Below are 12920 nucleotides of genomic sequence, written 5' to 3'. Positions count from 1 at the left end.
GAATCTTTTCATGTACGCGAAGTGGCGGGCCCGCTTTCGCAGACCCGCCACCAGGATTCACTCAATCGCGCGCCACGCTATGTGGAGCGCTGCGCCTTCGCGCCGTTGTTCTTGCGACGCTACTTCCGCTTCGGCTCCGGCTCGTCCAGCTCGTAATCACCGATGGTGATCTGCTCGCTGGCCTGCGTATCCGGCGTGAAGCGGAGCTCCCCGCGCACGTGGGCGGCGCGCACCAGGTCCGCGCGCACCTCCTCGAGCAGTGCGGTATTTCCGCGCAGCTCCACCCGAGCGAAACTGGTGCGCTGTGACACCTTCGCCGCGGATTTCACGCCGCGCAGCACCGTGAGTGCCTGACCTGCCACCTCGAGCAGCTCCGCATTCCCGGAACCCGCTGCCTCGCGCAGCGGCGCCGCCTCCGGCCACGGCGCCCGGTGCACCGAACCGGTACGGTACCAGCTCCACACCTCAGCGGTGGCATAGGGGATAAAGGGCGCCAGCAAGCGCAGGAAAGTATCCACCGCAATCGCCAGCGTCACCCGGGCGCTCTCCGCCTCCGGCGTATCCGAATAGGCGCGATCCTTGACCAGCTCCAGGTAATCATCACAGAAGGTCCAGAAGGCCGTTTCGGCCACTTCCAGAGCACGGGTGTGATCAAAAGCCTCAAAAGCGGCGGTGGCTTCCTCCACCACGCGCGCCAGATCGGCCAGCAGAGCCCGATCAATCGGCTCGGTCACGCGGGAAGCATCCAGGCAGACCGGTGAGCCTTCCCCGCCCATGCCCAGCGCAAACTTCGAGGCGTTGAGCACCTTCATGGCCAGACGGCGCCCCACCTTCATCTGCTTTTCGTCGAAGGCGGCGTCCACGCCCAGGCGCGCGGAGGCAGCCCAGTAGCGCACCGCGTCCGCACCGTGCCGCACCAGCAGATCCATAGGGGTCACCACATTGCCCTTGGACTTGGACATCTTCTTGTGGTCTGGATCCAGAATCCACCCGGAGATCGTGGCGTGCTTCCAGGGTAGGTCCCCGAATTCGAGGTGCGCGCGCACCACGGTGGAGAAGAGCCAGGTACGGATAATGTCTTGACCCTGCGGGCGCACATCCATGGGATACACGCGCTCGAAAAGATCCTCATCGGTGAGCCAGCCCCCGGCGATCTGCGGGGAGAGTGACGACGTGGCCCAGGTATCCAAAATATCGGTTTCCCCGGCGAAGCCGCCCGGCTTGCCGCGCTGATCTTCGGTATAGCCGGCTGGCACGTCACTGGAAGGATCCACGGGAAGGCTGGATTCCTCCGGGGTAATGACGGCGTCGTACTTTACTTCGCCGTTCTCCGAAATCTCGTACCACACCGGAATCGGCACCCCGAAGAAACGCTGGCGGGAGATAAGCCAGTCAGAGTTGAGCCCCTTGACCCAGTTGTCGTAGCGCACGTGCATGAAATCGGGGTGGAAAGCCAGCTGGTTACCGGCCTCAATAAGGTTATCGCGTAGCTCCTTGCCGTTGCTTTCCACGTGGGAACGCCCACCGTTGCGGATGTACCACTGGCGTGAGGTAACAATTTCGAGCGGCTTATCGCCTTTCTCAAAGAAGTTGGTCTTACGCATGGTCGGCTTCTCATCACCGATCATTTCCCCGGTTTCCTTGAGTTTTTCCACCAGTGCCTTACGGGCGGAGAAGGTGGTTTTCCCGGCCATATCCGCGTACATGGCGCGCCCGGCCTCCGAGGTGATCCACTCGGGGGTATCGCGCACCAGGCGTCCGTCCTTACCAAGCACATTGTGTAGCGGCAGCTGCAATTCGCGCCACCACTCCACGTCCGTGACATCGCCGAAGGTGCAGCACATGGCGATACCGGCGCCCTTGTCCATTTCCGCCTTGGGGTGGGCGAGCACCGGAACTTCCATATCGAAAATCGGCACGCGCACCGTGGTCCCGAAAAGATGCTGGTAGTGGGTGTCATCAGGGTGCGCGATGAGGGCCACGCAAGCGGGCAGCAGCTCCGGGCGGGTGGTTTCGATGACGACGTCGCCGCTCGCACCGTGGAAAGCCAGGGCATGATAGGCACCCGGATAATCGCGGGCCTCGAGCTCGGCCTGCGCCACCGCGGTTTGGAAGGTAATATCCCACAGGCCCGGGGCCTGCGCCTGGTAGGCTTCCCCGCGCGCGAGGTTACGCAGGAAGGCGGTTTGGGCTACCTTCTGGGCCTTCTCTCCGATGGTCTGGTAATTCTGCTTCCAGTCCACGGACAGCCCCAGGTAGCGCCACAGGGCTTCAAATTGTTTTTCGTCCTCTTCGGACAGCTTCCAGCACAGCTCGATGAAATTACGCCGCGAAATGGGTACTTGGTCGGCGTACTTAATGGATTTTGCGCCGCCCTGGTGCGGGGGCACGAAATTCGGGTCGTAGGGGAGGGACGCATCCCCGCGCACCCCGTAGTAGTTTTGAACGCGCCGCTCGGTAGGCAGGCCGTTATCATCCCAGCCCATCGGGTAGAACACCGATTTTCCGCGCATGCGCTGGTAGCGGGCCACGGTATCGGTGTGAGTGTAGGAAAAAACGTGGCCGATATGCAGCGAGCCAGAAACCGTGGGCGGCGGGGTATCTACCGAAAATACTTCGGAACGGGTAGCGGTGCGGTCGAAAGCATAGGTGCCTTCTTCTTCCCACCGTTCGCTCCAGGTAGTTTCAAGACCGTCGAGAGTGGCACGGTCCGGTACCTCCGTGTGATCGAGGAGTTCGGACTCTTGGTTAAAACTAGTCATGGGGCTATTGTTTCACGCCCCGTGCGCTGCGGGAAACTGCGCCATACGTGAGAGGGGCGACGGCGCAGCTACGGCGCGCGGTGCCCGGGCGCCGTTAGCGGCTGGTATCCGGTTCCACCAGGTGGGCGCGCAACAGGTCAAACACCGCCGGATCAATCCCGTGCCCGAGGAGGTACTCGCGCGCCCCGCCGGCCGCTTCAATGCGCACCGTGGCGGCGCTCAAGGCTTCTTCGGTCACGTATACGGCGCGGTGCGCGGCGGCCCCCGGGATATATTCGCGCCCCATCACGAAAGCAAGATCTTCCTGGTAGCTTTCGCCCAGCGCCGTGGCAGAAGTGAGGTAATCAGCCAGGATTGTTTCGCGGCTCGCCCCGAGGATGGAGAGGATAAGCCCGGTGACCACCCCGGTGCGGTCCTTACCTGCGGTGCAGTGGATAAGCACCCCGCCTTCGGCCGATAATTCCGCCGCGGCGGTGACCGCCTGCGCCAATTGCCCACCGAAATTTCGAGCCATCTGCATATACAGGTCGGCGAGTTCAGACCACTCCAGGTGGGCAAGCTGATTGTTGAAAATAGGCACAGAGGCAACGCTCACCCCGTAATCTGCCCAATTGGTGGTGCCGGCGCGTTCAGCGTCGTCGCGCAAATCAATAACGCCGGTAATACCCTGCGCTCTCAAAAAATCTCCCAGGCTGTCATCGTGGCGGAACGCCGCGGAGGAACGCAGCAGGGCGCGCTCGCGGATATGCCCGCCGGCCACCGGGGTGCCGCCCAAGGAACGGAGATTATGCAGGCCGAGGGGCAGGCGTGGGGAAGTCATCACTGTCCTTTCGATCCGGTATCAAGCGTGTTTTCCAGGAGGTAGGAACCCGGGCCGTCCCAGGCCAGCGGGTCGCTCGGGCTCCAGCCGGGCCGCCCGGCTCGCCTCCCGATAGTCACCACTTCTTCCGGACTATACGCAAAGATTTCCTCGCCCGGTTCGATGCCGCCAGACGGTGCCGCCACGGAACCATCCAGGTAGGTAATATCCTGCTGGATACTGGCCTCGCTTAGCTGCACCACCGAAAAAGCCGAACGGGCTCGCGCGCTTTCCCATTCGGGACCCCGCCCGAGCGTGGTTTCATTGGCGAGGGCCGGGCCAACCACCACCGGTACCCCGCCAGCGCGCCCACGCCCGGCCAGATGGTAGTGACCCGCCAGCACGAGGTCGGGCGCCACCTCCCAGGATTGGAAACCCTGCGCCAGGCGCGGGGCATCCATGAGGCGCAGTGCCCCGTGGAGCACCGTGGGGGCCGCCAGCGGCGGGTGATGGAGGACGAGGACAGAGTGGAGCGGCTCATCGCCCGCCCCGCGGAAGTACCCACCGGCGCCGGCCGGTGACGGCGCCCCGCCCGCCGTGGGTGCGCCGCCCGCCGTGGGCGCACCGTTCGCGTTGGTCACGGCATCCTCGATATGGTGAATCTGATCGCCGAGGTAGCCGAAGCCGCGCCCGGGAACGGAGCTATCTGCCGCAACGAAGCGCCAGCGCGCTTCTCCCACCGTGATATCGGTGACGGAAAAAATCGGGTCCAGGGGCGCGCCGGGCAGGCCGAGGGCCTCGCGCATCGCCGCACGCCGGTCATGATTCCCGCAGGCCCAAATCACCGGTGCACCCCACCGTTGCGCGAGCGGGGCAAGGGTGCGGGCCGCGAAGGTATAGGACGCGGGGGTGCCGTCATCGGAAATATCCCCGGAGACCACGATGGCGTGGCAGGGCGCGAGCTCGCCGGCGCCGGCCACGGCCGCTTCCAGCAGCCCGGAGGTGTCAATTTTTCCGTAATGGCGGGCGCGCTCGGCTAGAAGATGGGTATCGGACAGGTGCAGGATGCGCAGGCTCATAGGTCATCGTCTCCCTCGGATGGTGTGGCGGATACGGTGGGCGCGGTGGGCGTGGCGGGTACGGTGGGCACGGTGGGCACGGTGGGCACGGCGGACGGCGCGGCATTCTCCGGTCGTGGCGCTTCGGGCAGCAGCGGCACCGCCGCAATAAGTTCCCGGGTGGCGGGGTGGCGCGGGTGCTCCAGTACCTGCGCCGTGGGGGCATATTCGACGACGGCGCCCCCGCGCAGCACCAGGGTGTCCTCGCACAGATTCTGGACAATGCCCAAGTCATGAGAGATGACAATGAGGGTGAGATCAAGGCGGGCGCGCAGATCATGGAGAAGCTCGAGGACGGTGGCCCGCACCGACACGTCGAGGGCGGAGACGGGCTCGTCGGCAATAAGAACCTTGGGTTGGCAGGCCACGGCGCGTGCAATTGCCACCCGCTGGCGTTGCCCGCCCGAAAGCTCATGCGGATAGCGCGAGCCCCACTCCGGGTTGAGATCCACGGCGGCCAGCGCATCACGCACCATCTCCCGGTGTTTGCCGGGAACGCGCAGCAGACGCAGCGGTTCTTCAATAATCCGGCCCACCGTCATACGCGGATTGAGGGAAGCAAAAGGATCTTGCAGCACCAGCTGGACTTCGTGGCGCAACCGGGTTACCCCGAGCTTCCCGTAGCGCACCTCCTGGCCCCGGTAGGTGATCGATCCGCCGCTCGGCTCAAGTAAGCCAAGCATCATGCGGCTAAGCGTGGTTTTCCCCGAGCCGGATTCGCCAATAATTCCCAGCGACCGCCCCGCACGTACGTCGAAAGACGTGGGTGCCAGAGCCAGGGTGCTTCCGTAGGATTTAGTGACGTTCTGGCAGCTGAACAGCACATCCCCGGCTTCAACGGGCCAGTCCTTTTCCAACGGTGCGCGGGAGGTTATGCGCAGGGCGGCCTCGCGCGGATCCCAGGTTTTTTCCGGTGTGCTTGTCATGATTGGTCACCTCCGGGCACCAGCGAGCTTCGCGGATCACCCGCCTGCGTATCGCCGCCCCGCCCTGCCGGGCGCTGCAAACTAGTGGCACGAGCCGCGGCCACGAGGCCCTGGGTGTAGGGATGGACGGGGCGGAGCAAAATATCTTCGGCGCTGCCTTCTTCCACCAATTCGCCCCGGCGCAGCACGAGGATGCGTTCGGAGGTGTGGTAGGCCACCGCCATATCGTGGGTGATCATAAGAACGGCGGTGCCGTGCTCGCGGGCGGCATCATCCATGAGCTGCAAAATATGGGCCTGCACCGTGGCATCCAGGGCGGTTGTCGGTTCGTCGGCGATCAGGAGGGCGGGGGCCAAACTCATCGCCATGGCAATAACCACGCGTTGGCGTTGCCCTCCGGAAAGCTCATGGGGGAAGCGGTTAATAATACGCTCGGGGCTAGGGAGCTCGACCATGCGGGCCAGCTCGCTGGCCCGCTGCGTCGTCGCCGATTTTTTTAATCCCGTATGAATACGCGAGGCCGCCACTAACTGGTGCTTAATGCGCACCACCGGATTGAGCGCCGTATGCGGTTCCTGGAAAATACAGCCGATACGGCGCCCCCGAATTTTCTGGAACTCCGCATCCGAAGCACCCACCAATTCGCGCCCCTCGAAACGAATCGAACCGGTCACGCGCGCCGCCCGGGGGAGGAGCCCCTGGATCGCCATCGCCGTCATCGATTTTCCAGACCCGGATTCCCCAATAAGGCAGACGCGCTCCCCGGCCTCCACCGTGAAGGACACTCCCCGCACCACTTCGGTGGAACCGAAAGCCACGGTGAGATCACGTACCTCAAGAAGGCTCATCGTGTCTCCCTTCCGCGCGGATCGAGTACGTCGCGCAGGCCGTCCCCCAAGAGGTTAAATCCGATAATCGTCAGGACAATCGCGGTGGCCGGAATGAGAATAACCGTCGGGTGGGAATACATGAAACTCTGGTAGGTGGAAAGCATCCGCCCCCAGGACGGCGTGGGCGGCGGGGTGCCCAGCCCCAGGTAGGACAGCCCCGCTTCCGCCAGCGTGGCCGTTCCCATGATCTGGGTGACACGCACGATCAGCGTGGGCGTGATCGCCGGGAAAATATGGCGCGAAAGAATCCACCAGGAACGCGCCCCCGCGGCCACCGCCAGGAGCACGTGGTCGGAGGCGGTGGCACGGCGCAATTCGGGCAGGACGGTGCGGGTGACCGCCGGGGCAGAACCCAGCCCGATGGCAACGGTGGAGGTGAGGGTGGAGCCGGAAAATGCGGTGACGAGAATGAGGGCAATAATGAGGGTGGGGAACGCGACCCACACATCGGTGAGCCGCTCCGTTAGGGAACCGAGCCAACGCGGGGCATACACGATAATCGAGGCGAGGAGCAGCCCGACCACCAGGGCCACCGCCGCCCCGCCCACGCTGGTGAGCACCGCGACCCGCGAACCGAGCACCATGAGGGAGAAAATATCACGCCCCAGCTGGTCGGCACCGAACCAATGCGCCCCGTTCGGGCGGGCCCAGGACGCCCGCGCATCCACGCTTTCGGGATCATAAGGCACCCAAATAAAGGACAGCAGGAACGTTGCCAGCACCGCCGCCACCACCACGGTGCCGATGAGGCCGGCCGGATTGCGCAGCAGCGCCCGCAACCGGGCCCGCCACGGGGAAGCCGCGGAGAGAGCCCGCAGAGCCGGAGACGGGGTACTCATCGCAACCTCACTCTCGGGTCGAGGAGGCGGGAGGCCACATTGGAGAGCATCATGAGGAGAATAACCGCCCCGGAGAGCACCATGAGGAAGCCCTGGACGGTAACAATATCGCGGGTCGATACGCTAGCAACCAGATGGTGCCCGATGCCGGGAAGGGCGAAGACCTGTTCAACCACCACGGTGCCCATGAGGAGGGCCGCGGCGTCAAGTGCAATAACGGCGAGGAGCGGAAGCCAGGCGTTCCGCAGCGCCTGGGTGAGGAGGGCGCGCCGGCGGCTCATCCCCTGGGCGCGGGCGGTGCGCACATAATCCTGGCCGAGCTGTTCCAGCACGGCGGAGCGCACGTAGCGCACCAGTCCCGCCGTTTGCGGAATCGCGAGGGTAATGGCGGGCAGAACGAGGCTACGGAGCGCCGCACCCGGATCGCCCCATCCCTCACGCGGGAACCCGGTGGAGGGAAGATGGAGCGGGGTCGCCAGGTACATAACGAGCAGCATCCCCACGATGAACGTAGGGACCGCGATACCCAGTTGGGAAAGCCAGGAGACCAGGCGCCCGGCCAGGGTGGTGGAACGAGCCGCGGCATACACCCCGATAAGAAGGGCAAAAATAACCGCCAAACTCAAGGACATGAGCGCGAGCGGCACGGTGACCTGGAGCTTCGTGACGAGCTCGTGGGTCACGGAAAGGGAAGAAAAGGGGGAGGTGCCGAAATCGCCGGTGAGGGCGGCACCTAACCAGCTCAGGTACTGGATGATAAGCGGGCGATCCCAGCCGTGCTCAGCCCGAATCGCCTCAATTTGCGCATCGGTAGCATCCAGGCCCCCGATAATGACAGCCGGGTCACCGGGCAGGGTGTGGAGCGCGAAAAAAATAACGAAGGAGGCGAGGAATAACGCCGCCACCGCCCACCCCAGCGCGGCGAGCACGATGCGGGCGGTGCGCGACGTCGTGGTGCGGAGCACCGTTTCGCGGTCCACGGTGCCGGAGGCGCTATGCACCCCCGGCACCTGCGCGAGCGCGAGTGGTTCAGCCATTAACGCGCAACCTGAATATCAGCGGCGTAGAAGCGAGAACCGGTCCGGTTGGTCGGGAACCCGGAGACCCCTTCCCGGGAGAAAATAATGGCCTTGGGGCTGTAGAGCCAATCCGAGGCAGCATCTTCGGAAACGAAAGCGGCCAGTTCACCGAGCTTCTTATCGCGTTCTTCCAGCGAGCTGGCGGTCATCGCTTCCTTATTGAGCTGCTGGGCCTGCGCGCTGTCATAATGCCAGTAATAGCTGGGGTTGGAATAGTAGGTGAGGGTCCACGGATCCACGTGGAGCACCATGGTCAGATCGTAATTTCCCCCGCGGTAGACCTCATCGAGCCAGCTAGAAAACTCCATCCGATCAATCGTCACATTAATGCCGATCTCCTTGAGCTGGGCAGCCACATATTCGGAAATGGCCGAATCGTAATTATTGGCCACCCGCAGGTTGAGGGAAAGATTCTCAAAACCGGCCTTTTTGAGCAGCTCGCGGGCGGCTTGGGGATCATACGAATCAATCTCGTTGAGGGAATCGCTCCACCAGGCCATCCCGGGGGAGACCATGGAACCGACCCGCACCATAGTCCCGCCGAGCGCGGTAATGAGGCCGTCCTTATCGATGCCCTTGCGGATAGCGGTGCGCACATCCTTATTGGCCAGCGCCGGGTTGGAGTGGTTGAAGCCGAGCGTCATCCACGAGGTTTCGGTGCCCTGCGAGGTAATAATCGCCGGGTCGGCGGCGAAACGCTCCACCGTATCGGTGTTCTGGGTGGTGAGAATATCAATTTGTCCCGAGGCGAGCGCATTCGCGGCTGCGGTCTGGTCCGCGTAATAGTGGTAGACCACTTCCTTGGTGCCGGCCGGATCGCCCCAGTAGTTATCGTTACGCTCCAGGGTAATGGTGGAGCCGGTCTTCCACTCACCGATGGTGAACGGCCCGGTGCCGTTCGATTCCTTATTCAAATCGACCGTATTATCGGAGGGCACCATCATGGCGGCGTCCGTGGACATGCTGTCCAAGAAATTCATATTCGGTTCGGAAAGGGTGACGACGACGGTATGCGGGTCGGAAGCCTGCGCTGATTTAAACGTTCGCATGAGCTTATGATCGGGATTCTTCGACCCCTCAGCAGCAGAAGCTTCCAGGGTGGCCACCACATCCGCGGCATCAAAATCGGAACCGTCGTGGAATTTCACCCCTTCGCGCAGATGGAAGGTGTAGTTGAGCCCATCCTCGGAAATATCCCAGGAGGTGGCCAGAGCCGGCAAAATATCACCATTTTCGGCGCGGCGGGTGAGTCCTTCATAAACATTATCGATAACAAGCTGATCGAGAGCCGCGCCGGAAACCGAGGTCGGATCCAGGCCGGTGGGTTCCAAAATAAAACCAACGTGCACCGAAGCATCCGGGTTCGCATTCTGAACCGGGGCCGGGCCGCTGGCGGGGGAGGAAGCCGCATCGGAGGGCGGGTTGGTTGAGCATCCGGACAGCGCGAGTCCGGCAACGAGCAGGGCGACGCCCGCAAAACGCTTCATATCTGTTCCCATCAGGTAGTGAAGTCAAAATATGGCTCGGCGCATCTCAGCTCGGACACGTCGCCATATATGTATCTATCGAGTCAATGTGAACCGTTGGAAAACGTGGAGTTAAAAGGCGAGCTACCTCTCCTTTGCGTCAGTATCGCGGATAGAGCGGGACGCGCGGGTCCCGGGTTTGGCACGCTTGGCGCGCCGGCGAGCCTCAGCGGCTTCGCTTTCCAGATCGTGCACCACGAGGCGAGCGTGGCGCGCGGTCAAGATGGGGTGGATTTTCTTCACGGCGCGCATGGCGGTGGCGGTTCCCTCCGCCGCGGCCGTCAAAATACGTTCTTTTTCTTCCGCGGTCCATTCGTGGGTGCGCATAAAACGCAGCGAGCGGGCTTCGCGCAGCATGGAAATTCCCCACAGCAGCAGCACCACCAGGAAAATCCCAGCGAAGCCGAGGATTGACAGTCCGTTCATTTAGCTGAGATTCCTATCTTTATCGATACTGGCTTGCACGCCGCGCACGACGGCCGCCCCGAAACCGGCGCGTTCTAATTCCACCACACCGGCCACGGTGGTGCCCCCCGGGGACTGCACCGTATCGGCCAAATCGGCCGGAGAAAGCTCACTTGCGAGCACCAGACGCGCCGCACCTTCCACCGCCTGCGCGGCGATGCGCACCGCCTGCGCGGCCGGGAGCCCATCGGCAACGGCGGCACGTTTGAGGGCATCAATATAGGTAAAAGTGAAAGCCGGGGAACATCCGGCGAGCGCGGAAAAAACGGAAAAATGTTTTTCTTCCAGGGTGATATGAGCACCCACGGCGGCGAAGACCTCCCGCACCGCGTCCTGCTGGGCGGGGGTGACGGAACTCGAGAAGCACAACGCCGTCATGGAGGCACGCACGCTGGCAGCCACATTCGGCATGGCGCGCACGAGCGGCTGACCCGGGGCGAGATGGCGGGCGAGGGTGGCAAGCTCAAGGCCCGCCGCGATGGAGACGATAACGGTGCCAGATTCCCGTGCGACGTCGTTAATTTCTTCTAGAACATCCGCAACCGCGTACGGTTTCACGGCGACGACGACGATTCCGTCACCCACGGCCGTGACCAGCTCGGTATTCGAGGTGGCCGGGCGCGCCCCCGTTTCCTCCGCGAAGTCGCGCGCCGCCTGCACATCTTTCGCAGAAACGACGACGGACGCCGGATCCGCGCCCGCGGCAAGCACCCCGCGCGCCAGGGCCCCGCCCATATGTCCGGTTCCAATAAAGCCGATCACGAGCAATTCCTTTCTACCAGCTAGGCCCGGTGCTCCCGCAGCGGCGCTGAGCGAACACCGGGTATGCTCTCCGCGTTTTATTTTAGGCTGAAGAAAGGTGTTTTATGGCCGGCGTGGCTCTCACCCGGCAGAACGGAGGGTTTGACATGTCACATCGAGTACTTGTAACCGGAGCGTCCAGCGGCATCGGGGCGGCGAGCGTCCGCGCCTTGCGCGCGGCTGGATTCGAGGTGATCGCCACCGCACGGCGCGAAGATCGGCTCCGCCAGCTCGCCGAACAAACCGGGTGCAGTTACGTGGTTGCGGACTTGACGGAGGAAGGCGACGTCGCACGGCTCGCCGCCACCGTAGCGGAAGCCGGCGGGGTGGACTCCCTGGTCAATAACGCCGGTGGGGCCCGCGGGCAAGACAAGGTGACGGACGCAAAAATCGAGGACTGGGAGTGGATGTACCGCGTGAACGTACTGGGTACCCTGCGCCTCACCCGGGCCCTACTCCCGCATATGCGGGAGAACGGTGGCAGCATCCTCTTTGTGACCTCTACTGCGGCGCAGGAAACCTACGTGGGCGGGGCCGGATACACGGCGGCCAAGCACGCCGAACGCATGATTAAAGACACCCTGCGCCTGGAACTGGTGGGCGAACCGGTACGGCTCATGGAGCTGCGCCCCGGCATGGTGATGACGGAGGAATTTTCTAAGAATCGACTCGGATCAGATGCCGCAGCCCAGAACGTTTATGCCGGGGTAGCTGAGCCGCTCCTTGCCGAGGATATTGCTGAGACGGTGGTATGGATGCTCTCCCGCCCCGCCCACGTCAATATCGATTCGGTGGTTATCCGCCCCGTGGCCCAGGCGAATTCGTGGACGGTGGCCCGTACCGGCAGCGACGTGGTAGACCTACCCTCCTCCGGGCTGGATGGGGAGTAGTGGCCGGAGGTTACAGTTTCTCGGCGACCTGCCGGGCAAGCTCCGCAATCGCCGCGGCGATCCCGCGGCCGAGCTCATCAAAGGTGGTGGCAGGCCGGGGGAGCGCCGGTGCGGCGGTCTCGGCTGACGGTGCGGCGTGCGCCGTGTCGGTTAGTGGTGCGGCGTGCGCCGTCTTGGTCCGTGGTGCGGGCTGCGGCGCGGGCTGGGACACCGCTGCGGACGGTGCGTCGGTTTCCGCGCCCACCGTGGCCACTCCGACGGTGCGCAGGGCCGGTACGTGAATGAAGAGGCCGGGAACAGGAAGCTGGACCACGCGGTAGGCAATGTTATTGCAGAGGTAGCGCCCCGGATCTCGGCTCGTTTCCGCATTGATACCTGCCCCGTTAATAGCGCGAGTAATATCCGCCACCAGCACGGGGCTCGTGGCGATAGCAGGCCCGCCCGGAATCACGGGTTCGCCATCAGGTTGAGCTCCCGCATTATCCGGAATTCGGGCGATATTCTCATTAAAAGCTTGGAGCTCCGGGGTGATAGCGCTACGCCCGCCCGCTTCTCCGATGGCAATGACCGCATCGGGGTGAAAACGTTCCACCGCCTCGGCCAGCACCTTCCCGGCGCTCGCGAACACCACCGGCAACATGGCCGTCGCGACCTCCACCTCGCAAGGAAGATCCATATCTCGAAGATGAGGGATGGCTTGCAGCGCTGCCTCCCGGCTCGCATTTTCGGTATCGGCACCAAAAGGCTCAAAATAAGTCACTAAAACACGCACACTTCACCCTACCGCGCCCCTACCTGTGGATAACTACACGCGCCGAACTCCGC

Annotated in this window: 12 protein-coding genes; 1 reads left to right on the top strand and 11 read right to left on the bottom strand. The window is 63.4% G+C overall.

Going from position 1 to position 12920, the window contains the following annotated elements; all coding sequences use genetic code 11:
- Positions 1 to 119: 119 nt before the first annotated feature.
- From valS to proC, 10 genes are all read right to left on the bottom strand, one after another.
- The gene (valS, locus tag ACRQDJ_RS01195) at positions 120 to 2762 is read right to left on the bottom strand and encodes a valine--tRNA ligase (RefSeq protein WP_435717721.1); all 2643 of its coding nucleotides are present in this window, start codon (positions 2760 to 2762) and stop codon (positions 120 to 122) included.
- A 94-nt stretch (positions 2763 to 2856) separates the two neighbouring features.
- Entirely contained in the window at positions 2857 to 3582 is a 726-nt protein-coding gene (locus ACRQDJ_RS01190; RefSeq protein WP_284904373.1) for a tyrosine-protein phosphatase, read from the bottom strand.
- On the bottom strand, positions 3582 to 4640 hold the full coding sequence (locus tag ACRQDJ_RS01185; protein ID WP_284904370.1) for a metallophosphoesterase: 1059 nt from the start codon (positions 4638 to 4640) through the stop codon (positions 3582 to 3584). The genes ACRQDJ_RS01190 and ACRQDJ_RS01185 overlap by 1 nt, the downstream gene beginning before the upstream one ends.
- Complete coding sequence (locus ACRQDJ_RS01180; protein ID WP_435717720.1) at positions 4637 to 5605, bottom strand: ABC transporter ATP-binding protein; 969 nt, start codon at positions 5603 to 5605, stop codon at positions 4637 to 4639. Before ACRQDJ_RS01180 ends, ACRQDJ_RS01185 begins: the two co-directional genes overlap by 4 nt.
- Positions 5602 to 6453 carry an ABC transporter ATP-binding protein gene (locus tag ACRQDJ_RS01175; RefSeq protein WP_284897190.1) on the bottom strand — a complete coding sequence of 284 codons (852 nt, stop codon included), beginning with the start codon at positions 6451 to 6453 and terminating at the stop codon, positions 5602 to 5604. The genes ACRQDJ_RS01180 and ACRQDJ_RS01175 overlap by 4 nt, the downstream gene beginning before the upstream one ends.
- Complete coding sequence (locus tag ACRQDJ_RS01170; protein WP_435717719.1) at positions 6450 to 7334, bottom strand: ABC transporter permease; 885 nt, start codon at positions 7332 to 7334, stop codon at positions 6450 to 6452. Before ACRQDJ_RS01170 ends, ACRQDJ_RS01175 begins: the two co-directional genes overlap by 4 nt.
- Entirely contained in the window at positions 7331 to 8371 is a 1041-nt protein-coding gene (locus ACRQDJ_RS01165; protein WP_284904364.1) for an ABC transporter permease, read from the bottom strand. Before ACRQDJ_RS01165 ends, ACRQDJ_RS01170 begins: the two co-directional genes overlap by 4 nt.
- The gene (locus ACRQDJ_RS01160; RefSeq protein ID WP_284904363.1) at positions 8371 to 9900 is read right to left on the bottom strand and encodes an ABC transporter substrate-binding protein; all 1530 of its coding nucleotides are present in this window, start codon (positions 9898 to 9900) and stop codon (positions 8371 to 8373) included. The genes ACRQDJ_RS01165 and ACRQDJ_RS01160 overlap by 1 nt, the downstream gene beginning before the upstream one ends.
- Positions 9901 to 10023: 123 nt before the next feature.
- Positions 10024 to 10365: a hypothetical protein gene (locus ACRQDJ_RS01155; protein ID WP_284904362.1), complete on the bottom strand. Its 342-nt coding sequence runs from the start codon at positions 10363 to 10365 to the stop codon at positions 10024 to 10026.
- Positions 10366 to 11166 carry a pyrroline-5-carboxylate reductase gene (gene proC, locus ACRQDJ_RS01150; protein WP_284904361.1) on the bottom strand — a complete coding sequence of 267 codons (801 nt, stop codon included), beginning with the start codon at positions 11164 to 11166 and terminating at the stop codon, positions 10366 to 10368.
- A gap of 146 nt (positions 11167 to 11312) precedes the next feature.
- Between proC and ACRQDJ_RS01145 the strand changes: the two genes are divergently transcribed.
- A complete protein-coding gene (locus ACRQDJ_RS01145; protein ID WP_284904359.1) occupies positions 11313 to 12095 on the top strand; it encodes an SDR family oxidoreductase in 783 nt (260 codons plus the stop codon).
- Positions 12096 to 12105: 10 nt separating this feature from the next.
- Here the strand turns inward: ACRQDJ_RS01145 and ACRQDJ_RS01140 are convergent, their stop codons facing one another.
- On the bottom strand, positions 12106 to 12867 hold the full coding sequence (locus tag ACRQDJ_RS01140; protein WP_435717718.1) for a pyroglutamyl-peptidase I: 762 nt from the start codon (positions 12865 to 12867) through the stop codon (positions 12106 to 12108).
- Positions 12868 to 12920: the final 53 nt, after the last annotated feature.

Origin of the sequence: Actinotignum urematis (genome assembly GCF_051264595.1) — a bacterium.
Lineage (GTDB): Bacteria > Actinomycetota > Actinomycetes > Actinomycetales > Actinomycetaceae > Actinotignum > Actinotignum timonense_A.
Note: the sequence above shows the minus strand (reverse complement) of the source record. Positions and strands in the feature narration are given on the sequence as shown.